The organism is Streptosporangium sp. NPDC000563, assembly GCF_040299985.1.
Taxonomy (GTDB): Bacteria; Actinomycetota; Actinomycetes; order Streptosporangiales; family Streptosporangiaceae; genus Streptosporangium.
Genome location: NZ_JBEPDA010000003.1, coordinates 120,271 through 140,898, shown reverse-complemented (window position 1 = coordinate 140,898; position 20,628 = coordinate 120,271). Strand labels below are relative to the sequence as shown.

The following is a 20,628-nucleotide window of genomic DNA, read 5'->3' as shown; positions in this document are numbered from 1 at the left end:
ATTTTGCCGAGGTTGGAGCCGACGGTGGCCCCGCCGCGGGAGGCGCCCTCGCCGTACCACCCGAGGAGGAGCCGATGACGACGGTCACGGAGGTCCCGGGTGTCGCGACCGCCGCCCCGGCGCCGGCCAGGCGCGGGTACGGCCTCAGCGCGCCGCCGGTCGCACCGCTGCTGTTCCTGGCGGTCGCCGCCGTCGCCGCCGTGGCGCCGAGCCTGCTCACCGGCGTCGACCCGCTCGCCGCCGACCCGCTGCACGCGCTCGCCGGGCCGAGCGCCGAGCACTGGTTCGGCACCGACCACCTCGGCCGCGACGTGCTGTCGCGCGTCGTCCACGGCGCGGGACACTCGCTGAGCATCGGCGCCGCCGCCGTACTGCTCGCCGCGGGGGCCGGAACCCTGCTGGGCGTCCTGGCGGGACTGTCCCCCCGCTACGTCGACGAACTGCTCAGCCGCCTGTTCGACGTCGTGGCGACCTTCCCAGAACTGCTGCTCGCCCTGCTGGTCATCGCGATCACCGGCCCCGGCACCGGCAACGTGATCCTCGCGATCGGCATCGCGCAGATCCCCAACTACGCCCGGGTGATCCGCGCCCAGACGTTCGTGGTGCGCCGCTCCGGCTACGTCGAACAGGCGGTCACCTTCGGCCTGGCCAGACCGATACTGGTCGCCCGCCACGTACTGCCCAACGTGCTCGGCCCCCTGCCGGTGCTCGCCACGATCGGCATGGGCACCGCCATCATCGCCACCTCGGGGCTCAGCTTCCTCGGCATGGGCCCGCAGCCGCCCAGCCCGGAGTGGGGCTCGATGCTGTCCGAGGCCCGCGACTACCTGCGCGTCGCCTGGTGGAGCGTGCTCTTCCCCGGCCTCGCCGTCACCGGAACCGTCATCAGCCTGACGCTCGTCGGGCGCCGCCTGCAGCGCCGTTTCGAGGGGAGAAACCGATGAGCCTCATCGACGTCGAGGACCTGCGGGCCGGCTTCCCCAAGGCCGGAGTACAGGCCGTACGGGGGGTGAGCCTCTCGATCGAGGCGGGCGAGTGCGTGGCGATCGTCGGGGAGTCCGGCTCGGGCAAGAGCGTCACGGCGAGGACCCTGGTCGGGCTGGCCGGACCCGGCGCCGAGGTCACCGCCTCCCGGTTCGTGGTGAACGGCGGGGACGCGCTCCGCTTCGGCGCCCGCGACTGGCGACGGCTGCGCGGCCGGTTCGCGGGGCTCGTGCTCCAGGACGCGCTCACCTCGCTCGACCCGCTCCGTACCGTCGGCGACGAGATCGCCGAGGTGCTCACCACCCACGACGTCGTCCCCCGCACCGCCCGGAAGGCAAGGGTGATCGAACTGCTGGAGGCGGTCGGGGTCCCCGAACCCGAGGTGCGGGCCCGGCAGTACGCCCACCAGCTGTCCGGAGGGCTGCGCCAGCGCGCCCTGATCGCCTCCGCGATCGCCGCGAGCCCGCCGTTGATCATCGCCGACGAGCCGACGACCGCGCTCGACGTCACCGTGCAGGCCCAGATCCTGCGGCTGCTCGCCGCCCGCAAGGCCGAGGGCACCGCGCTGCTCATGATCAGCCACGACCTCGCCGTGGTCTCCGCCGTCGCCGACCGCGTACTGGTGATGAAGGACGGCGTGATCGTCGAGGAGGGGGCGACGGGACGCGTGCTGTCCGAGCCCCGCCACGACTACACCAAACTGCTGCTCGCCGCCGTCCCCTCCGCGGTCTCGCGAGGCACCCGCCTGTCGGCCATCGCCGCCGGGGGAATCGCGTTGCGCACCCCGCTGCCGGAGCGGACCGTCGACCACGCCGCGCCGATCCTGGCGGTCTCCGGGCTCTCGGCCGCGTACGGCTCGCGCACGGTGGTCGACGACGTCTCCTTCGAGGTCTATCCCGGTGAGACGCTCGGCATCGTGGGGGAGTCGGGGTCGGGCAAGACCACGGTCGCCCGGCTCGTCCTCGGACTGCTCGAACCCGCCTCGGGGGAGGTCCGGCTGGGCGGCGAGCCCTGGTCGGGGATCCGCGAGCGCGCCAGGCGTTCCCGCAGGTCCCGCATCCAGGTGATCTCCCAGAACCCGCTCGACTCCTTCGACCCCCGCTACACGGTCGGCCGCCTGGTCGCGGAACCCCTGCGCGGCGCCTTCCTCGAACGCGGCCCCTCGCGCGCCGTTCCTTTCCGGAACGGTTCCTCGCCCGGTGTCTCTTCCGGGGACGGCTTTCCTCGCGGTCGCTCTTCCCGGAACGGCTCAGCGCGCGGCGTTCCGACCGAGAACAGACCTTCGCGTGGCGTTCCCACTGAGAACGGCTCCCCGCGCGGCGTTCCTTTCCGGCACGGCTCCTCGCGAGAGGCCCTCTTCGACCGGGTGACCGAACTGCTGAGCCGGGTCGGCCTCCCGGCGGACATCGCCGACCGGCACCCCCGGCGCCTGTCCGGAGGCCAGCGCCAGCGGGTGGCCATCGCGAGAGCCCTCGCCACCCGCCCCGACGTGCTCGTCTGCGACGAGCCGGTCTCCGCGCTGGACGTGTCGATCCAGGCCCAGGTGCTCGACCTGCTCGCGGAGATCCAGGCCGCCGACGGGACCGCGCTGATCTTCATCTCCCACGACCTCGGGGTGGTCCACCACGTCGCCGACCGGGTACTGGTCATGCGCGGCGGGCGGGTCGTGGAGGAGGGGCACGTGGATGAGGTGTTCTTCCTGCCCCGGCACGACTACACCCGCGAACTGCTCGGCGCGGTGCCCAAGCTGGTGTCGGCCGAGCCCTGACCCTCGGACCGCAGGCGCGGGGCAGGGCCGGCACCCACCGCGAGCGGGGCGAACCCGACCGATGAAGGTCGCGGACGCCGGGGGCAGGAGCGGCACTCACCGTGAGCCGGGTAGAACCGGCACCCCGGGCGCGACAGGTGATCCGGTACGTCGAGAGGGATCGGATCAGAGCAGCCGACGGGCACCCTGGGCCGGGGTCGCCGGGTAGATGTCCGGTGCGGTCCAGCCGCGCTCGGCGTAGGCCCCGGTCACCGACTCCCGTACCGACTCCACCCGGTCGTCGGCGACCAGCGCGATCGCCGAGCCGCCGAACCCGCCCCCGGTCATCCGAGCCCCTCGTGCCCCGCCCCTGACCGCCGCCTCCACGGCCACGTCCAACTCGGCGCAGGACACCTCGAACTGGTCGCGCAGCGACAGATGAGAGGCGTTCAGCAGCGCACCGATCTCCCGTACCGCCCCGGCGCGCAGCAACCCGATCACCGCCTCCACCCGGTGGTTCTCGGTCACCACGTGCTGGGTGCGCCTGCGCTCGTCGCCGCTCAGCTTCGCGAGGGCGCCCGCCAGATCCGTGACATCGCGCAGCGCGTCGACCCCCAGGCGCTTGGCGGCGTTCTCGCAGTCCTTGCGGCGGCGGGCGTACTGCCCGTCGGCGAGCTCGTGATGCACCCCGGTATTGATGATCAGCAGCTGCATGCCGTGACTCGCCAGGTCGAACGGGATGCTCCTGGTCCCCAGGGTCCGGCAGTCCAGGAACAGCGCCTTCCCCTCCTCGCCGAGGGCGGAGGCCGCCTGGTCCATGATCCCGCACGGCATGCCCACGAAGTCGTTCTCGGCCTTCTGGGCGGCCAGGGCGATCTCCATCCTGGTGAGGCCGAGCCCGTACAGCTCGTTCAGCGCCGTACCGATCACCACCTCCAGCGCCGCGCTCGACGACAGGCCCGCCCCCGGGGGGACGTCCCCGTCGATCACCACATCCGCCCCGCCGACCGGACGCCCCCGCCCTGCCCCCTGTCCCTCGTCTGTTTCCCGCCCCTGCTCCTGACCTCGTCCTTGCTTCCGCTCCGCTTCGCCGAGCGCCCAGAACACCCCGGCCGCGTAGCGTGCCCAGCCCTCGGCCTCGTCGGGCGTCGCCAGCGTCACCGGCTCACCCGCCTGCAGCGACCGCAGCCTGATCACCCCGTCCTCGCGCGGCGACACCGCGGCGGTCACCCCCCACGGCAGCGCGAACGGCAGGACGAACCCGTCGTTGTAGTCGGTGTGCTCCCCGATCAGGTTGACCCGCCCGGGAGCGTGCCACACCCCGGCCGGCTCCATGCCGTACGAGTCCCTGAAAGCCCCAACAACGCGCATGATCCAACACTCCTCAACACGGCTCACCCGTAGGGTATCGATTCCATCGGAGCCGGGTTCCGTGCTCGTTCCCGCCGAAGGTCACATCTTGAACCCGTCCCGCCCGGCAGATGTGCGAACAGCCGCCACGTTTGGTTGAATGCCGCGTACGGCGTGCGCGAGGGGCGGTAGCTCAGCCGGTTAGAGCAGGGGACTCATAATCCCTGGGTCGCGGGTTCGAGTCCCGCCCGCCCTACCCCTTGTGACCATGAAGAAAGCGCCCCTGACCTGCATATTTGCGGTCGAGGGCGCTTTGGTCATGTCCGGCTGTCTACGGCTGTCGCTGATCGTTGGCGGCTGATCCTTCCCAATGCCTTCCCACGGGGCGCGACGTAGGCGTCATTCCTCCCTGAGCGCGTCGGCAATCCGGCGCTTGGCCGTCTCGTCCTGCCCGACGATGCACTTTGCGTAGATCTTCAAGAGCACGTCCACGCTGTGCCCCGCCCATGCGGCGACCTGGGTAGGAGGTACCCCGGCGTTGAGCCAAGTGGACAGGCAGGCATGTCGGAGGTCGTAGATGCGTTTGCCGAGTGGAGAGGCATACTCGGCCCTGGTCAGCACCTCGGCGCGGGCCTTGTCCCATGCCCGCCGGTAGGTGATGGTCGGAAGGCTTCCGCCGTTGACTCCGGTGAACAGGTGACCGCTCTCGCCGGGCGGGAAAGCGGCCAGGTGTGAGCGGAGGAACTTCACCAGTTCGGGCGTGCAGGGGACGGCACGACTATCACCCTCGGCGCGATGCTTGAGCTGGCGCTCTTCCCGCTGAGTGCCCCCATCAGTCCATTCCTTGCCCACGTCGGGCGCTGCCGTACGGAATCGCAGCTCTCCCCACGCATCCGGCGATTCCTCCCACTCCTCTGTTTCCGCGTTCCGTTCCAGAGCGGGCAGGATCACGTTCGCCGTACGGAGGTCCATCGCCTCTTCAGGACGCAGGCCGGCGAAGTAGAGAACCGCGAAGAAGGCCACCAATCTCGGCCCGCTCCGTTGCTGTGCTGCCACGGCGGTCAAGAGCTTCCGGGCCTGGGCAGGGTTGACGACGCAGTCACGGTTGACCTCGTGTGAACTCTTCGGGGCCTGCCACTTCAGGCCCCGGATCGGGTTCGTGGTGAGCAACTTCAGTTCAACCGCGTAGTCCAGGGCGTTGAAGAGAATCGCTCGGTTCCGGCGCGCGGTGCTCGCTGCAGCGGCCTTGCCGTCGAGTTTGGACGTTGCGATATCCAGCACCTTACGCATGGTCGCGGCGTCTTCAAGCGTCGAAACCATGCAGGTGCTCCGCTTCAACCATCCGAGAACGGGGTCTTCGGCCGAACAACTGTCCCTGTCCTTGGTGTTGAAGGCCCAACGCGTGAGCGCCTTCCGGATCTCCTTGTCAGACGGCTTGCCGCGGTCAGCGGTGAGCATGGCGGGAGATGCCGCTGTGAGGGCTCGCGCGATGTCACGCCTGTATCCGGCAGAGGCACGCTTCCATTTCATGTCCACGTAGGCGGTGGTGAAGTCGTACCAGCTCATGTCCGGCCGTTCGGTGCGGCTCCATGAGACGGGCTCACCGGTGATGAGGCTGAACGCCTCACCGTTGCGTGCGGCGGTGATCAGGGCGCTTCGGTAGGTGTCGGCTTGCGCTTCCTTTGGAAACGGCTTTTTCCAGGGCTTCCCCGCGGTCTGCCATAGCACTCGGTAGGACGTCACCTTGCCGTCTTTGTTCTTGCGGGCCTCGGTCTTGTAGACGCGAACGTTGTAGGTGGTGTTCTTCATCAGGAGGCGTCCTCCAAGCTGGTCAGCCAGCGGTCATAGTCGGTGCGGCGGACGCGGAGATCTCCGTTGGGGAGCTTCATGCACTTGGGGGCGCGGCCCTTCTGGCGCCAGTCGTAGAAGGTGGATCGGCTGATGTCGAGGTCTTCGCAGATGTCGGCGATGGTGAGCTTTTCGCCCTTGGGCATGGGTGTCTCCTGGCGGGGCTACGGGTGGCTGGATCGGTTTGAGCGGGGAAGCCGTACCAGCCGTACCAGCCTCGTTTTTGCTGGTCAGGGCTGGTACGGCTTCCCCGCTGGTACGGCTTGAGCCGTACCAAGATCGGGGGGTGGTACGGCTCAAGCCGTACCGGGGATGTAAGCCTCATCGGCCTGACCTGCGATGTTGAGGCTGGTACGGCTGGTACGGCTTCCCCTGCCGAACGGCAGCACCTCGCCGTTTTCGGGGCTCTGCGGGGTGGGGCAGTAGCGGTTCCAGGCGTCGGTGAAGTCGGCGCGCTGGTAGCCCTTGGCCTGCCCGCTGGGGAATCGGATCGTGGTGGAGCGGATGTCGTACTCCCGCAGGATCACGCCCAGCTTCATCGCGGTCAGCCCGGCAGCTCCCTGCCCGTAATCGGCCCACGGGGCTTCGGTGTCGGCCTTAAGCCGTTCCAGCAGGTTGGCGGTGGGCAAGGCCGGGTCGGTGCCGAACGCGGTGCGGCAGTCGGCCAGCAGCCGAACCCTGGTCGAGGTCTCGCTGTTGTCGTCGGCTTCGGCGGTGAGCGCGAGCACCGCGGCGCGGGCGCGTTCGGGCCAGTGGTTTCCGGCGTGGTCGGCGACGGCGACCAGGGGTTCCCAGGTGTCGGCGGCGCGGTCTTCCACGGGCATCGCCGGTTCGGCCTGCTCCAGGGTGGGCAGGTCGGCGCGCAGCCACGCGGACAGGTCCTCGGCCAGCTGGCGCAGCAGGGGCCGGTCCCTGCGGTGCCGGTAGGGCGCCACCGTCTCACCGGGGGCGCGGCGGCGCATCCGGACCACGACGGCGCGGTCTTCGATGGTGTCGGGCATGGCGCCGATTCCGGCGAGTGCGGCCATGGCGAAGGTCGGGATGGACTCCACGCGGCCGGTGTTGGCGTCGTAGCGCTTGGCCGGCCGGTTGCGCTGATGTCCGGCGTTCAGCAGCCCGCGCAGGTCCTCGTTCCCGTCCGCCTTCGGCCCGAAGATCGTGTCTGCTTCGTCCACAAGCATGGTCGGCGGGTCCTCGCTGATCGAGCGGTAGACCGCGGCGCTACTGCTGTTGACGGTGATGAACGGGTCATGACAGCACGCTTCGACCACGTCCAGCAGCCGGGACTTGCCGCACCGCTTTTCCGGGGCGCGGATCACCAGGCGCGGGGCGTGCGCCCACGCGGGTTGGGCGTGGCTGGCAGCGATCCACAACACCACCGCATCGGCGGCCTGCGGGGTCGGCAGGATCACATAGCGGGTCAGCGCGGCCAGCAGCGCGTCAAGCAACATCGCGCCGTGGCCGGCGGGTTCGGTCGTGCTCATAGATTCGGTTCCCGTGTGGTGGAGTGAGGCGGTCATGCCGCGACCGTCCGGGGCCGCTTGGCACCGGCTTTGAGCCCGGAGGCGATGGTGTGGATGGTCTCGGCGCGGCTCAGCCCGGCATCGACCCCCTGTTGTTCCAGCAGGGTTGTCACCTCGGTCTCGGCCAGTGCGCCACCGGCGACGAGTTGGCCCAGGGCGATGGCGGCCAGGTAGAGCGAGCCGTTGCGCTGGCCGTGCGGGGCGGTGGCGACGCGGTCCAGTTCGCGAGTGATGGCGGCGTGCAGATAGGCGCCGTGCCGGGTGTAGGGCAGGGCCAGGTGCACCGGTTGCGGCGCGGGTCGGGGCGGGGGTGAGAGCTGCTGGAACAACCAGGGGGGCAGCGGGGCCGGGGTCGTGTTGTGAACCACCTCGTAGACGCCAGTGCCGTCAGGAAGGTCCACCAAGCTGCCAGGACCCAGCACATAACCCCCATGGGCACGGGTGTCGATCAGCCAGCCCAGCCCGTTGCCCTTGTCGCTCTCGGTGTTGCGCAGGGCGGAGCCGTCCGGGGCGGTGAAGTACAGGTGCATGCCGCCGCGGCGGGTGCGCACGGTGAAGGTCTCGAACGGCAGGGGTTGTCCGGCGCGTTCGCACAGTACGGCCAGCACGTCGGCGCCCTCGTTGACCCCCGGCAGGTCCCAGGAGGGCGGCGGGCTTTGCCCGTCCTTTCGGGTGTCCAGGTCGATGACGACCAGGTTGGAGGGGCCGCAGGCTATGCCGATGTTGTACGGGGCGCTCGACCAGCAGCGCCGGATCACGTCGGGGTTGGTGGTGGCGTTGGTCTCCCAGTCGGTGAAGCCCTTCAGCGGGGGCTTGTCACCGATGGAGACGGGAAAGACATGCCAACCGCGGGCGGCGGCGGCCAGCGCGTACCGGAGCCGGTCGGTTTCGCTCATGCGGCCTGTTCCGTTCGCGTGGATCGCAGGGCGGTGAGGACGGCGCGGCCGATGTGGTGGGTGTAGGCGGGCGGGATGGCCTCGGCCAGCTCACGACGACTGTCGGTCCAGTCGATGCCCATCGCGCTCTGCCACTCGGTGATCGAGCCTTTGCCGCCGCCGTCGCCGTAGACGGCGACCATGTCGCCGTCGTAGTACCGGCCGTGTCGCCATCCCCTCACCCGGTGTCCGGCGTGGCCGGGATGGGCGGGCTGGGGGACGGTCAGGCCGTGCAGCTCGAACTGTCGGTGGCGAAACACCTTCAGGTCGGAGAACATCAGCCCGCACAGCAGCAGGTCGCGGCGCATCGGCGCCCTGCCGACGGGGTTCTCGATGATCCACGGGCGGCCGGTGGACAGCAGTGCGGCGCGGGTCTCGGCCATCAGGCTGCGGTGGTCGCCGCGGCCCTGGTTGGTGCCGGCCGACAGGGTGCAGTCGGCCTGACAGGGCGGGCAGGCGTTGACGACGTCGTAGGAGCGGCCGTGCTCGCGGACGAACGTGATGGCGTCGCCCTGGTGGAAGGTGAACGGGTAGTTGGGTTGGGGGTTGATGTCGATGCCGGTGACGTCGAATCCGGCAAGGTGGTAGCCCATCGAGGCGCCGCCGGCGCAGCAGAACAGGTCCAACAGCCGTGGCCTGTTGGCCTCTCGCGCCGGGCGGATGGTGGGTGGGGTGGGCATGGCAAGGCTCGCTTTCGCGGCGGGAGTGGGGTGGTGGAGTGGGGTGTCAGCGCGGGTGCCGCGGGGGTGTCAGCGGGTGCGTCAGACGCCGTCTGACACCCCTCGCGGGCGCGCGTTACCTGGGAAAAGGGGGCGGTGGCGTCAGACGGTGTCTGACGTCAGACACCGGCCAGCACTCGCCCGTCCTGCGGGATGATGCGGTAGCGGCCGGGCTTGTCGGTCTCGCGCAGCCGTCCGGTGAGGACCATGGCGGAGACCTGTCCGGAGACCCATCCGCGGCTTCGGCCGAAGCGGTCGCAGTGGTCCATGAAGTCCTTCGGCCCGACTTCGACCCGTCCGGCGGCCTCGAACTCCTCCAGCAGGTCGGCCATGATCTGCCGTGCCTCGTCGGCTCCTACGGCGCGGCGTGGGTTCTGGTCGGGGGTGGCCAGCTGCAGCACGGTCCGGACTGGCGATAGGGGCTGTTCGGGGTCGATGTGCTCGAACTCCTCGGCTTCCTCGGCGTCGTCGTGATCCTGCTCGTCGGCGTCGGCGTCGGCGTTGCGGGCGTGGCGTCCCAAACGGCCGGCGTCGGCAGGCGAAGCGGCGGGAGAGTCGGTGAGGTGGCGGGCGCGGTCGGTGAACAGGCTCCCGGCGGCCTGGCGGGCGGCCTGCTCGGTGACCGCGTCCACCTCGGCGCGCACGTCGGCGAACACGGTGGTGACCTGGGTGAGTTGGTCGCGGTTGGTGAGGTGGGAGCGGGCCGGGGTGGCCCACAGTCCCTCGGGGACGCCGTTGGCGGCCAGGTAGTTGTAGCCGGGCTTCTTGTCGCGCCAGGCGTGCGGTGCGGCCCCGGCGTCCAGCGCCTCATCGGGCAGGGCGAATCCGGCGTCGGTTTCGCTGCGCACCCCGAAGCACCAGGAGGAGCCCAGCGAGGCGCGGGTGTCGGTCGAGATCTGCGTACCGGAGGCGCGCTGCAGGGAGACCACCAGGGAGATCCCGGCGGAGCGGGCTTCTTGGCCGATGCCGGTGAAGACGTCGTCGTCGATCTCGCGGATGGTCTTGGCCGCTTCCTCGAACCAGCACACCAGGTAGGGCATGCCCGGTGAGCCGTCGGCCTGGGTTTCGGCGCACGCCGGTTCCCACTGCTTGTAGCCGTACTTGGCCAGCCACTTGGTACGCGCCGGAATCGCCGCGGTAATGGCCTCGATCATCGCGACCGTGGAGGGCATGTCGAGGGCGGCCCAGTCCAGGGCGGGCAGCAGCGGTCCCAGGGTCTGGTCGGCTTTGGCCGGGTCGGAGGCCCACACCACCACGTCCCGGCGTGAGGCGATCTCGGCCAGCGCGGTCAGCCCGCCCTCGGACTTGCCCGATCCGGTCATGCCCATGATCAGCAGGTGCATGGCGTTACGCGCCTGCTTCGGGTCGCCGGGGAAGTACAGCACCGCCTCCGTGCCGTCCTCATACACTCCGACCACCACCGGTTCCGCGATCGACCCGCCAGGGGCGGACGGGCCGGGCCACGGCGTGGTGTTCTTGAGCATGTCGCGCGGAACGATGGTGACCTGGGCGCGGGCGTGCGAGTCGGGGTCGGGGTGCACCCGCACCGCGGTCGGCGAGACATCCAACGCCGAAGCCAGGCGCGGCGCGGCTTTGGCCACGTCGTCGGCGGTCAGCTCACCGGGCGGCAGCTGCAGCTGGAAGGTGGCCTTGTTCGGTGACACGGTCGAGCCGGTGACCATGGTTTTGGCCAGGCCGACCTTCTCCAGCAGCCCACCGGAGCCCTGCCCCTCGCCCTGGGCGCCGTCCTGGTTGGTGCGCAGCAGGTGGCGGATGTTCCAGGACGCGGCCAAAGCGGGGCCACCGATCAGGTACAGGCCCTGCAGCGGGCCGGTAGCCGGACCGGCGAGCGCCGCGGCGGTCAGCCACGAGGTGGCCAAACCGACGGTGACGGTGGAGTGCAGGCGCCGTTGCGCGGTGGTGGCCTTGCCCGCCCACCACGTGGTGGCGGTCAAAGCCGCAGAGGCCAGGGTCAGCCCGGCGGACGCGGCGGCCGAATCCGCCCACAGCTGGTTGGCGGGCAGCGACACGACGCCGGTCCCGACGCACAACAGCCACGGCGGCAGGTACGGGGTGGCGCGCTGCAGCAGGTACCCGCCCACCCCGCCCCCGATTCCGGAGCGGTAGCGACCGTACTCATACGGCATCATCGGCAGATCACGCTTGGAAGCCATGAGGCTCGTTCTCCCTTCTAAAGGTCAGAGGCCGAAGTCGAAGCGGCGCCGTGCCCGCGTCGGCCGAGAGCGGGCAGTGGCCGACAGTTCCGGGTCGAACTCGCGCTGGAACGCGGCGTAGGTGCGGGCGGCGTTCTTGGCCGCATCCCGGGCCTCGGTCGCGGTGCGCTTGAGGTGGCGAGCCACCCGGCGGGCACGGGCCTGAGAGCCGAACAGACGCGCCTCGGGGTCGGGGATCTCCTTGAGCACGGCCTGCAGCACCTCGGCGGCCATGGCCACCTCGAACGACAGCTTCAAGAACTCCCCGCGCGCCCTCTCGCAGTAGTTGCGGATGTCGGCGTTGGTGAAGAACTCCGGGTCGGCCAGCGGCGAGTAGGAAATGCTGGCGTAGGGGTGGCCACCGGCCTTGCCGTTGGTGTTGTGCTGGCCGGTGCCGGGCCGGGGTGCCCCGGCGAAGGGGTCGGTGCGCTCAGCCATGGAGGTCTCCTGAAACGGTCGTGACGGGCTCGGCGATAGCGGTCGGAGAGTGGGGGCGGTCGGCCGGTCCGGCGGTCGAGGTGGGCGCGGGCGGGGCGGTCGGACCGCCGGAGGCGTCCACCGGACCGACCGCGGTTGGTGCGGGGTCGGCCGGGGGGTCGGTCCGCAGCCGGGCCAGCAGCCGCCCGGCGCGGTCGGTCGAGATCGACTGACCGGCCTGGCGGACCGCGTCCCGCAGCCGGTCGCGGGTCAGCGGAATACCGCGGGACTCGTGCTCAGCGGCGATGCGCCAGCCCAGCGGCATCAGCTCATCGACATCCGCCGCACCGGTAGCCGCCCGGCGCGGTCGAGCAGCCGAAGCGGTCTTGCTCGTGCGGGATTTGGCCGCACCGACCGCTTTAGGGGTGCGGACCGGTGCCGACCGCGCCGGGGCCGGTGAGAGGGCAGGCGCCTCGGACGGGCGGACCGGCGCCGGTCCGGGAGCGGTCGGCGCCGGGGTCGCGGCTTCGTTCATCTGCCGGGTCAGCCGGTCGGTGGTGGCGGCGATGCCGCGCTGCACGGACGCGGCGGCCTCGGCGACGACCAGCAGCAGGACCGGGCCGCAGGAGTGGATCAGTACCCCGACCGCGTCCACCCCACCGGGCGCCAGGGCCGGAGCAGCGGCGTTCAGCGACCAGGTCATCAGCCCGGCGGTCCAGCGCAGCACGGTCAGCCACCGGGCGCGCACCCCGTAGCGGTCCAGTGCCCGACCGCCGACCAACGCGACGATCAAACCCAGGTCCACCATCGGCGAGAGCATCCACGCAATCGCGGCGTGCACGCCGTGAGCGACCAGCAGCCCGGTCACGTTGCCCGCACCGTAGACCATCACCCCGACCGCGACCCCCCACACCGCGCGGTTGACGTTGCGGCTCGTGCGCTGCAACCCCTCCAGCTCAGCGAGGACATCAGCGCGGGTCATCGCGGCGCTCATGCGGCCACCTCGCCCGCGTCGGCGCAGTCCAGGCAGGTGCCCAGATGACGCGGCAGCACGTACCCGGCATCTCGCCCGCAGACGGGGCAGGTACGGCGGGCGGCGTTGGCCTTGTCCAGCGCGACCAGCTGCGCAGGGGTGGCGGTGCGCTTGGGCAGCGCGAACCGCACGTCGTACAGGTAGGCCACCCGCACACCGGGCGCACCATGCCGACGCGAGGCCCACATGATCTGTGCCTGCACGCCCTGCCCACCGGGCCGCAGCCCGGCGGCGGTCAGCTGACGGCGCGTGAGCAGGTGAGCCGGGGCCAGGCGCCACGGGTAGGTAGGGATGGCGTGCTTAACGCCGGCGGGGTCCCAGAAGCGGGCACGGATACGGCTCATCACGCGCTCGCCCCCATGCTGTCCGAACCGGTCAGCCCGCACGCGGTGCAGGAGAAGCCCGGCGCGACGGCCGGAGTCGGGATGCTTTGCCACATCAGCGCCCAGCGCAGACGGCGGGCCGGGCGGCCGGTGGCCAGGGTCCGGCGCCGGGCGCGGGCACTGGGGTGACCGTCGAACGCCCACCCGATCAGCCGATATCCGGGGGGTGCGTCGATCAGATCGGCCAGCGCCGCGGCCATCAGGCGACGGCCGGGCAACCCGACCGCGTCCAGCAGCCGCACCGCGTGGGCGTCGGCGTCGTACTCCTGCAGCCGTTCCCGCCGGGCCTCGACCAGCGCCGCAGCCAGCACGACGCAGGCCAAGACGGCCAGAGCCGGCAGGGGCAGGCGCAACACCAGCCCGCCCAGCAGCGCGGCTTTGGCCAGCCACACCGGGTTGCGCCAGAACATGCGGGGGTGGTCGTGGTCGAGGGCGTGGTGGGCGATCTCGTGGGCCAAGACCCCGTACAGCGAGGATGAATCCGGGTCCTGCAGCAGGTCGGCGCCCAGCCCGACGCGCGGGGTGCGGTCGCAGCGGCTGGCGAAGGCTTCGGCGTTGCCGTCGAGGTCGGGGGTGATGCGGATCAGCAGGCCGGGCAGTTGGGCGCAGTGGCGCAGCGCGCACACCAGCTCAGCCAAGCCCGGCAGGTCGTCGGGGGTGTGGTTGGGGGCGGTGAGAGTGGGGGTGGGGGTGGGGGCGATGGTCATGGTTCACCTCCTGCTAAAGGCCGGACTGGGAGCGGGTGAGGGTGCGGCAGGCGCCGCAACGGCGGATGGGGCGGGCGCCGTGGGAGCGGCAGACCTCGATCTGGGCGCGCGGCGTGCGGCAGCGCGGGCAGGAAACGGCCGTGCCGTGCTCGTGGTCGCAGTCCAGGCACTGGAAGCGGCTCATGTCAGGCCACCTCCTGCTCGACATCGGGCGCGATCCCGAACAGGGACAGGGTGCGGATCTCCTCGACCGACAACGCTGCCCACACGCCCTCGGTGGGGCGGATGTCCAGGGCGTAGGCCAGGCACTGCGGCCGGGCCGGGCAGGTGCGGCAGATCCGCTTGGCCGCGGCCTCGCGCTCCTCGCGGACGGTGTCCGGCTCGGGCTCGAAGACGTCGGGGGCGGTGAACAGGTCGGGGTCGGCGTCGGTGCAGGCCGGTCCGGCGGCGAACATCGCCTCACGCAACTGCTCACGCCGCTTGAGGTAGGCGCGGCGCAGGCTGCTCATCGGCCCGCCTTCGACGCGGCGTTGGGACGGCAGATGGGGCAGGGGTAGGGGCCGGAACCAGGGTTCCAGATCTGACCGTTGCGGCAGTCCGACGTGCACACGTCGGACTTGGCCACGATGGGCAGGCGGGTCATGATGGTTGTGCTCCTTTGCGGGAGTGAAGGGGCGGCCCGTTGTCTTGGCGGATGGGGGTCGCCCCGTTTGCGTGGATGGATCAGCCGAAGCTGGAAGCGAAGGTCACCAGCGAGTCAGCAGCGGCCATCAGGCCATTGACGGCGTGTGTTGCGAGAACCGCAGCCTTGGCCGGTTCCCGGATGACGAAGAACAAGGCGAGAGCCGCGAGCAGGATCAGCAGGAAGCGGCGGGGGGTGCGGTCGGAGTACACGGTGATCCCTTCGAGATGAGTGTCTTGAGACGCTCTATCTGTCTCAAGACGGTAATTGGGAGTGAGTAGCCCGTCAAGCCCTCTGTCGTAAGACGGTTAAGTACGCTTGATCCGTGGAGAAGCAGAGTCCTCGCGAGGACGCGGAACGCCATGCGAGCAAGAAGCTCGCCGCGGTTCTGCGCACTGACATTGCAGAGGGGCGGTTGGCCCCCGGCGCTCGACTGCCCTCCTACCGGCAGCTCGCCGAGAGGTACGGAGTCGTGGTCAACACCGCTCAAGCGGCTGTTCGGCTGCTTCAAGCCGAAGGTCGGGTAACGATCCGGCCGGGTAGCGGCACCGTTGTTCGGTCGGAGCCGGACGCGCTGCCGGAAGATCTGAGGGGTGAGTTGGAAGAGGTACGTGGACAGCTGCGGCAGACTCGGGAAGCTCTGTCCGCAGCCGAGAAGGCTGTGACAACCCTCTTGGAACGACTCCCTGCCGCGGCTTCTGTGGAGACTCGGCGGGAGCCGGGCAATTCCGGCTGATCTGGCGTTTTCTTTCACGCCTCAAGAATTGCTGTGACGTTCGGTAAGCAGTAGACGACGCGAATAGACGCGAAGGGACATCCCCCATGTCCGGAGAGAGCGTACGTGCCGGCAGTAAGCAGTTCGCCCCGAACAACGTCCTGGTAGCCAAACGTCAGGCGCTCGGATGGAGCCGCAACCGGGCGGCGCGAGAGCTTGAACGGGCGGGTAGGGACCGAGGGTTAAGCGTCCCGGAACTTGGGACGATCGAAAAAGCCCTATATCGGCATGAAACGGGCCGCACTGCCTGCCGGGATCCGCTCTATGTCGAGTTGTATTGCCTTGTCTACGAAGCGACGATTCAGGATCTTTTTGGGGAAATCGAACCGGCTTCCCCCGCTAATGGCGAAGCGTTTGGGGTTCGTTCTCATAAGTTCGTTGCGGCTTACATCGGCGCTGAACAGGTTGACGCGCTTATCGCCAGGGGAGTGGTTGCTGAGCATCCTCCCCAATGCGGTCTTGAATGCCATGCGGCAGATATAGCGCATGCTGAGGGGGAACGTCGCCTCTACGTATGGCCATTCGGCGTCGCAATCTTCCACGTCGTCGAGGAACTCGAACTTCCCAACATTGCACGCTTGGCCGTATGGCGCAGGAAGACGTATGCCAGAGAACTGGAATGGGCATCAGGTTATCTTTCCGACCTGACAGGGGCGTTAGTTGAGGCATCCTACGTGCTGAGCACTTATTGGCTTCACCAGCCGTCATGGCCAGGACATGAGATGGACGCAGCGCTCCGTATCATGTGTGCGCCACGCGTGCTCTTGGAAAGAGACTCAGAGGCTACAGAGGCGTCACTGGCACACGCGGAACTAGTTGAACGCTCCTTGCTGGCCGAAGGATACGAGCCAGCGGAAATGATCCCCTTTGGGATCAAAGGGATATCGATCGGATATGCCTCTTGGTCCGGAGTCGTGTACTGCCCTACTGCTCCCAGGCGTGCGCTGGCCGAAGACGAGCTTGTCACCATTGAGCTGGCTACCCAAGCCATGTGGGCGTACTGCGAGCACATCAACCGACAGGTAGAGCAGGGCATGGATCCTGAAGTACCTGAACCGTACAGCTGGCGCTTCCTGCGGGGCGTCCGTTCTCGACTGACGAACGCCCGCCCACAAGAGACCGGGCAACATAGGTCTATGCGTACTGCGATCCTGGACACGAGCGGCCTTATCGGCCACCTTTCCCAAGCGATCGACATTCTCAGAGAAACCAGCGAAAGGTAAGCCCGTGTTCAACAGTTCCGCGGTTCTGGTCGTGGTAGACGTCCAGAACGGATTTGTGCGGGAGCAGTCGGCCCATGTGGTTCCAGTTATCGTGGATGTAGTGAGTCGCTGGCAAGCTGCGGGCGGCGACGTAGTTTTCACTCGGTACTTCAATTACGCGGGAAGCAACTTCGAGCGGCTGTTCAAATGGTCCAAGCTTATGGAATCGCCCGAAACGGATATCGTCCCCGAACTTATCCCATACACGAGCAAGGCGACGGCCGTAGTTGATAAGACTATATATAGCTTCTTCAACGAAGAAGGTATAGCTCTTGTGCGCAGTCACGGATGGAGGGACATCTATGTATGCGGAATAGCTACGGAAAGCTGTGTCCTTAAAACTGCGGTTGATGCATTCGACCACGGCGACCATTTGACGCCGTGGCTTATTGAGGACGCCTCAGCAAGTCATGCAGGCCAAGCGGCTCACGATGCTGGAATTCTAGTGACTTCTCGGTTCATCGGCCCTAGTCAGATCATCAAGGTTGCAGATATTCCGTGGGAAAAACTCGCCGCAACTATGTGAGTTGATAGTTAATCTTCGTGATGCCGAAATAAATCTATTAAGAGGAATAGTCGTGGAGATTCCAGCAGAGCCATACAATCATCTGCGTGTCGAGCTTGAAATACTTGAGCGTTACGGCAACTATGATGATGCGGCAAATGCTATGTGGGGATCGCTCGGCCAGGGGGGGCCTGATCTGCTCTCGCAAGACCCGCTGAATGATTATTGTGAACTTGAGCTGACAAGTGATTCGCGAAATATAAAGCGCCCTTTAGCCGTTCCATGGGATTTGTATGAGACTTGGCTGATGTCCAAGTGGACGGAATTGATTGATTCAGATCCAGATGAGCCGGATGTTCAGGCTTTTTTGGAGCGGCATCCCTCTCTTCTTCCTGCTGCGGCCGATGATGTTGGCCGTGGTCATCATGGAGCTTGTTGGGATGCAGTCATAACTCAACCTCGACTTAAAGGGCTTGGCAGGGACCGTATCCCTGACTTCATGTGGGTAAGGCGCGATACCTCCACCGTCCATATAATTTGCATTGAGATTGAGGCGCCTCGCAAACAATGGTTTACAGAGAGCGGTTGGGCCACGGCTGAGCTTAACCAGGCGCTTGATCAAATTCTGGATTGGAAACTTTGGTTCTCCAACCCTGAAAATATGCTCTCCTTCCGTCATGCATATATACCTGCTGAACTTGGGTACCGGAGGATCGAAGTACAGTACATACTCGTCTATGGGCGAGATGCTGAGTTCCGTATCGGCCGAAGCCGACACAAGAGGCCTGATGTTCTAAGGGCTAAGCGTGATCTTATTCCGCGAGCTTCTGAATTTCTTTATACGTTCGATCAATTGCGTCCTGCAAAGGATGCGAAATATGTCTCTAGCATTTCTGGTATGCGCGGAGATTTTTCGATGCGAGGGGTTCCTCCGACAATAGGTACGGGGGAAGCTACAAAGACTTTAGCTGCGGAGATATCCAACATTGAGTCAGCAATCTCAATGACCCCGCTCATCTCCGATAGGCGACGCGCTTACTTGATCCAAAGATGGCAGTATTGGCGTGATGAGGCATTGCGCAGCGAGAATGGAATGGCGCCTGGTGTTTTGTGGGAAAGTGGTTATTTTGATGAATGACTTACAGTCACCTTAACGCTAACGGCGATGACGGTCACTACGGCTACGGAAAGCTCAGGAGATGTGGCCGATGTCCTTTCCCAGATCAATAATCATTCTTTGCATTATTAAAGATCGGTGACATTGTGCTTGTTCGATACCTGACTCAGGAGCCCGAGTAACCATCGCTGACGATTGGACATGTTAACTTCAACTTCTATGTAATCTCTGGAGGAAGTCCGTGTCGCGCATTAACAGTGAACATAAAAAATGGATCACTCACCAGTACTTTAGAACGTACGACATTGCCGACCGGCTCACCGATATTGCCAGGCACCCCCTTGATTATCTACTCCAGCTAGAAGATCTGACTCTCGACTACGGAGTTTCAGTCTTCGCTCCAAGTTGGCAGAAAAAAACTATGCTCCATAGATTTGCCGAGCGGGTAGCTGACGAAATGTTTGCAACTGACACAGAAGGACCATATGTAACTAAATATGTCATACACGAGCCGCCCCGCTTTGAGGAGAAGCGGTTTCTTCCTGTCGACTTGGCTATGCAGCTTTATGGAATACTTGACGACCCTTTCGAGGTTCCGGTGCCGGACGGAGAGATTGTGCCAGCACCTGAAGTTGGACCAAATGTCAGCAAATGGAAGGACTCGGGAAAGGTTGCCAACGCCTGCTACGAATATTTTCAGTACCTAAAATTGACTCAGCCCTATGAAGATTTGCTCTCCTGTATCGGCGATGAGGTTTTTCATGTGGTTTTCCAAAACCGAGAGGTCCTGGCGGGGCTGAACGACTACATCGCCAAGTATGTCGAAGAAGTCGACCCGGCAATGTTGGATGATCAACCGGATATCGCATGTCTCTTCGCTAGCGAAGGGAAATTAAAACGTGTTGCGATCCCTAAGTGGGTTAAGCGTGCGGTCTTTTTCCGAGAGTACGGTAGGTGTGCTCAATGTGGTATGGATTTAACTAACCTCTTGGACGCTCTGCCGCAAGAACAATTTGATCACATAATCCCACTCGCTCGCGGTGGGCTCAACGATATTACAAATATTCAAATGCTTTGCCAGAAGTGCAACAATGCCAAATCGGATAAGGCGATAGCTCCGAGTCGGCGCTATCGGCGGTTTTTTAGCTAAGAAAACAATGTAATTGCACTCAGGCCTGCACCTGGCGGGTCTTCTCGATGAGTCTGCGTAGCTCGGTTGGTGTTGGCCATGGTGCCGCCCTGTGGATCATTCGGTGGCAGTTGGCACATAGCAAAGCCAGGTCTTCCAGCCGGGTCCGAGTTTCGCCGGAGGCATGGAGCGGAACCACGTGATGGCATTCGATATAGTCCGCTCCTCGGGCACCGTACGTGCGGATAAAGCTGAACCCGCACGATTCGCAGGCCAGGTCTGGATTGGTCTTCCTGGCTTGCTCGATTTTGCGATTGCGCAGTTTACGGTCTCGTTCGCGTACCAGGTGGCGACGGAGAAGTAGACGCCCTTCGGGAGCGCTGATCTCGGCGTCGTCAATCTCCTCGATCAAGCTCGTTGAGGTGAAGGCGCCAGCGGCGAGACCGGCGCGGATGAGGTGTGCGCTTGCCGCCATGTGTTCGGGGTCGGTGATGAAGGCTTTCAAGACTTTCCGATCGGTCTCTCCACCGTTGGTGGGCTTGCCCTGGTAGGCCGGGTGGTGGGTGGCCAGGTCTGCGGTCTTGCGTCGAATGCTGCTGGTGCTGCGAAACCGTTCGTCTCGTACGTCTGTCGGGTGGATGGGGAGCAGCCGCAGGATCCTTGATAGCTCGGCGGCCTCAGGATCGGTGACCTCCAACGGTTTCCAGCTGTTACGCACGAGCGCATCGCAGGCAAGGACGACTTCATCCCATGTCCAGTTCGGATTGCGCCGGCCCGCGGGCTTGGACACCGGCTCCTCAGCATCCCTGGTGATGTCTGGCAGCTCTTGGAGATCGGGAGTGGCCATCTCCATGAACCTTCGCCACTGTTCATCGCTCCACTGGTGGGGGTTGGTGGCGAACGGCTGGGTGATCGGTGTTGAGCCCTCCAGCAGCGGTTCGGCCTTAATGGAATTGCGTGAGACCAAGGGGTTGATCGAGTGGGTGACTGCGATGGGGATGACCCATCGTTCACCGTTCGGCGCTCGACCGGCCGCCCAGTAGGGGGCGTCGACGGTTTCAGCGGTCTGATGAGGTGAACCGGTGACCTCACCGATGGCGGCGGCTCCACCTGACGATCCACTCAGCCAGATGACGAAGGGGTCTCCAGGGCTGATCTTGTCGCGGTGTCTGCCGATGGTCCAGTCTGAGGGCGTCCTGCCGTCCTGGAGCATCTCGTGCAGACGGAAGATCTTCGGGTTGCAGATCAGTACCCAAGCAGGCATCGAACCCTCATCTCTCTGCGCGTCACTCACCCATG

23 protein-coding genes and 1 tRNA gene are annotated in these 20,628 nt (G+C 66.3%); 8 read left to right on the top strand and 16 right to left on the bottom strand.

Features of this window, described 5'->3' with window-relative positions:
- Positions 1-74 precede the first annotated feature (74 nt).
- Together ABT352_RS11360 and ABT352_RS11355 are read left to right on the top strand one after the other, a co-directional pair.
- Positions 75-944 (top strand): ABC transporter permease, encoded by an 870-nt coding sequence (locus tag ABT352_RS11360; RefSeq protein ID WP_350944434.1) that lies wholly within the window; start codon positions 75-77, stop codon positions 942-944.
- The gene (locus tag ABT352_RS11355; RefSeq protein ID WP_350944433.1) at positions 941-2,752 is read left to right on the top strand and encodes a dipeptide ABC transporter ATP-binding protein; all 1,812 of its coding nucleotides are present in this window, start codon (positions 941-943) and stop codon (positions 2,750-2,752) included. The genes ABT352_RS11360 and ABT352_RS11355 overlap by 4 nt, the downstream gene beginning before the upstream one ends.
- Positions 2,753-2,917: 165 nt before the next feature.
- Here the strand turns inward: ABT352_RS11355 and galK are convergent, their stop codons facing one another.
- Positions 2,918-4,102, bottom strand: a complete 1,185-nt coding sequence (gene galK / locus ABT352_RS11350) for a galactokinase (protein ID WP_350944431.1) — start codon at positions 4,100-4,102, stop codon at positions 2,918-2,920.
- 161 nt (positions 4,103-4,263) lie between these two features.
- On the opposite strand from galK, the gene ABT352_RS11345 reads away from it, so the two are divergent.
- A tRNA-Ile gene (locus ABT352_RS11345) sits at positions 4,264-4,337 on the top strand.
- A gap of 143 nt (positions 4,338-4,480) precedes the next feature.
- Here the strand turns inward: ABT352_RS11345 and ABT352_RS11340 are convergent.
- The 14 genes from ABT352_RS11340 to ABT352_RS11275 form a co-directional block, all read right to left on the bottom strand.
- Positions 4,481-5,890: a tyrosine-type recombinase/integrase gene (locus tag ABT352_RS11340; RefSeq protein ID WP_350944430.1), complete on the bottom strand. Its 1,410-nt coding sequence runs from the start codon at positions 5,888-5,890 to the stop codon at positions 4,481-4,483.
- Positions 5,890-6,075 (bottom strand): helix-turn-helix transcriptional regulator, encoded by a 186-nt coding sequence (locus ABT352_RS11335; protein WP_350944429.1) that lies wholly within the window; start codon positions 6,073-6,075, stop codon positions 5,890-5,892. Before ABT352_RS11335 ends, ABT352_RS11340 begins: the two co-directional genes overlap by 1 nt.
- A 150-nt stretch (positions 6,076-6,225) precedes the next feature.
- Positions 6,226-7,413: a DUF3631 domain-containing protein gene (locus tag ABT352_RS11330; RefSeq protein WP_350944428.1), complete on the bottom strand. Its 1,188-nt coding sequence runs from the start codon at positions 7,411-7,413 to the stop codon at positions 6,226-6,228.
- A gap of 32 nt (positions 7,414-7,445) precedes the next feature.
- Positions 7,446-8,348: a bifunctional DNA primase/polymerase gene (locus ABT352_RS11325; RefSeq protein WP_350944427.1), complete on the bottom strand. Its 903-nt coding sequence runs from the start codon at positions 8,346-8,348 to the stop codon at positions 7,446-7,448.
- A complete protein-coding gene (locus tag ABT352_RS11320; protein ID WP_350944425.1) occupies positions 8,345-9,067 on the bottom strand; it encodes a DNA cytosine methyltransferase in 723 nt (240 codons plus the stop codon). The genes ABT352_RS11325 and ABT352_RS11320 overlap by 4 nt, the downstream gene beginning before the upstream one ends.
- A gap of 158 nt (positions 9,068-9,225) precedes the next feature.
- On the bottom strand, positions 9,226-11,280 hold the full coding sequence (gene traB / locus ABT352_RS11315) for a plasmid transfer protein TraB (RefSeq protein WP_350944424.1): 2,055 nt from the start codon (positions 11,278-11,280) through the stop codon (positions 9,226-9,228).
- A gap of 24 nt (positions 11,281-11,304) precedes the next feature.
- A complete protein-coding gene (traA, locus tag ABT352_RS11310; protein WP_350944423.1) occupies positions 11,305-11,757 on the bottom strand; it encodes a plasmid transfer protein TraA in 453 nt (150 codons plus the stop codon).
- Positions 11,750-12,730, bottom strand: coding sequence for a hypothetical protein (locus ABT352_RS11305; protein WP_350944422.1), 981 nt, complete (start codon positions 12,728-12,730; stop codon positions 11,750-11,752). The genes traA and ABT352_RS11305 overlap by 8 nt, the downstream gene beginning before the upstream one ends.
- On the bottom strand, positions 12,727-13,113 hold the full coding sequence (locus ABT352_RS11300) for an RRQRL motif-containing zinc-binding protein (protein WP_350944421.1): 387 nt from the start codon (positions 13,111-13,113) through the stop codon (positions 12,727-12,729). The genes ABT352_RS11305 and ABT352_RS11300 overlap by 4 nt, the downstream gene beginning before the upstream one ends.
- Positions 13,113-13,859: a M48 family metalloprotease gene (locus ABT352_RS11295; RefSeq protein ID WP_350944420.1), complete on the bottom strand. Its 747-nt coding sequence runs from the start codon at positions 13,857-13,859 to the stop codon at positions 13,113-13,115. The genes ABT352_RS11300 and ABT352_RS11295 overlap by 1 nt, the downstream gene beginning before the upstream one ends.
- Positions 13,860-13,872: 13 nt before the next feature.
- Positions 13,873-14,043: a hypothetical protein gene (locus tag ABT352_RS11290; RefSeq protein ID WP_350944419.1), complete on the bottom strand. Its 171-nt coding sequence runs from the start codon at positions 14,041-14,043 to the stop codon at positions 13,873-13,875.
- A gap of 1 nt (position 14,044) precedes the next feature.
- Entirely contained in the window at positions 14,045-14,368 is a 324-nt protein-coding gene (locus ABT352_RS11285) for a WhiB family transcriptional regulator (RefSeq protein WP_350944418.1), read from the bottom strand.
- A complete protein-coding gene (locus ABT352_RS11280) occupies positions 14,365-14,502 on the bottom strand; it encodes a hypothetical protein (RefSeq protein WP_350944417.1) in 138 nt (45 codons plus the stop codon). Before ABT352_RS11280 ends, ABT352_RS11285 begins: the two co-directional genes overlap by 4 nt.
- A gap of 80 nt (positions 14,503-14,582) precedes the next feature.
- Complete coding sequence (locus ABT352_RS11275) at positions 14,583-14,753, bottom strand: hypothetical protein (RefSeq protein ID WP_350944416.1); 171 nt, start codon at positions 14,751-14,753, stop codon at positions 14,583-14,585.
- A 113-nt stretch (positions 14,754-14,866) separates the two neighbouring features.
- Between ABT352_RS11275 and ABT352_RS11270 the strand changes: the two genes are divergently transcribed.
- The 5 genes from ABT352_RS11270 to ABT352_RS11250 all read left to right on the top strand — a co-directional run bounded on the left by ABT352_RS11270 (position 14,867) and on the right by ABT352_RS11250 (position 19,350).
- Positions 14,867-15,277 (top strand): GntR family transcriptional regulator, encoded by a 411-nt coding sequence (locus tag ABT352_RS11270; RefSeq protein WP_350944414.1) that lies wholly within the window; start codon positions 14,867-14,869, stop codon positions 15,275-15,277.
- 86 nt (positions 15,278-15,363) lie between these two features.
- Positions 15,364-16,539, top strand: a complete 1,176-nt coding sequence (locus ABT352_RS11265) for a hypothetical protein (RefSeq protein WP_350944413.1) — start codon at positions 15,364-15,366, stop codon at positions 16,537-16,539.
- 4 nt (positions 16,540-16,543) lie between these two features.
- Positions 16,544-17,104, top strand: coding sequence for a cysteine hydrolase family protein (locus ABT352_RS11260; RefSeq protein ID WP_350944411.1), 561 nt, complete (start codon positions 16,544-16,546; stop codon positions 17,102-17,104).
- Between the two features lie 52 nt (positions 17,105-17,156).
- On the top strand, positions 17,157-18,221 hold the full coding sequence (locus ABT352_RS11255) for a Shedu anti-phage system protein SduA domain-containing protein (RefSeq protein WP_350944410.1): 1,065 nt from the start codon (positions 17,157-17,159) through the stop codon (positions 18,219-18,221).
- A 220-nt stretch (positions 18,222-18,441) separates the two neighbouring features.
- Positions 18,442-19,350 (top strand): HNH endonuclease, encoded by a 909-nt coding sequence (locus ABT352_RS11250; protein ID WP_350944408.1) that lies wholly within the window; start codon positions 18,442-18,444, stop codon positions 19,348-19,350.
- A gap of 19 nt (positions 19,351-19,369) precedes the next feature.
- On the opposite strand, the gene ABT352_RS11245 is transcribed toward ABT352_RS11250, so the two are convergent.
- Positions 19,370-20,593, bottom strand: coding sequence for an HNH endonuclease (locus ABT352_RS11245; protein ID WP_350944406.1), 1,224 nt, complete (start codon positions 20,591-20,593; stop codon positions 19,370-19,372).
- Between the last annotated feature and the right edge of the window lie 35 nt (positions 20,594-20,628).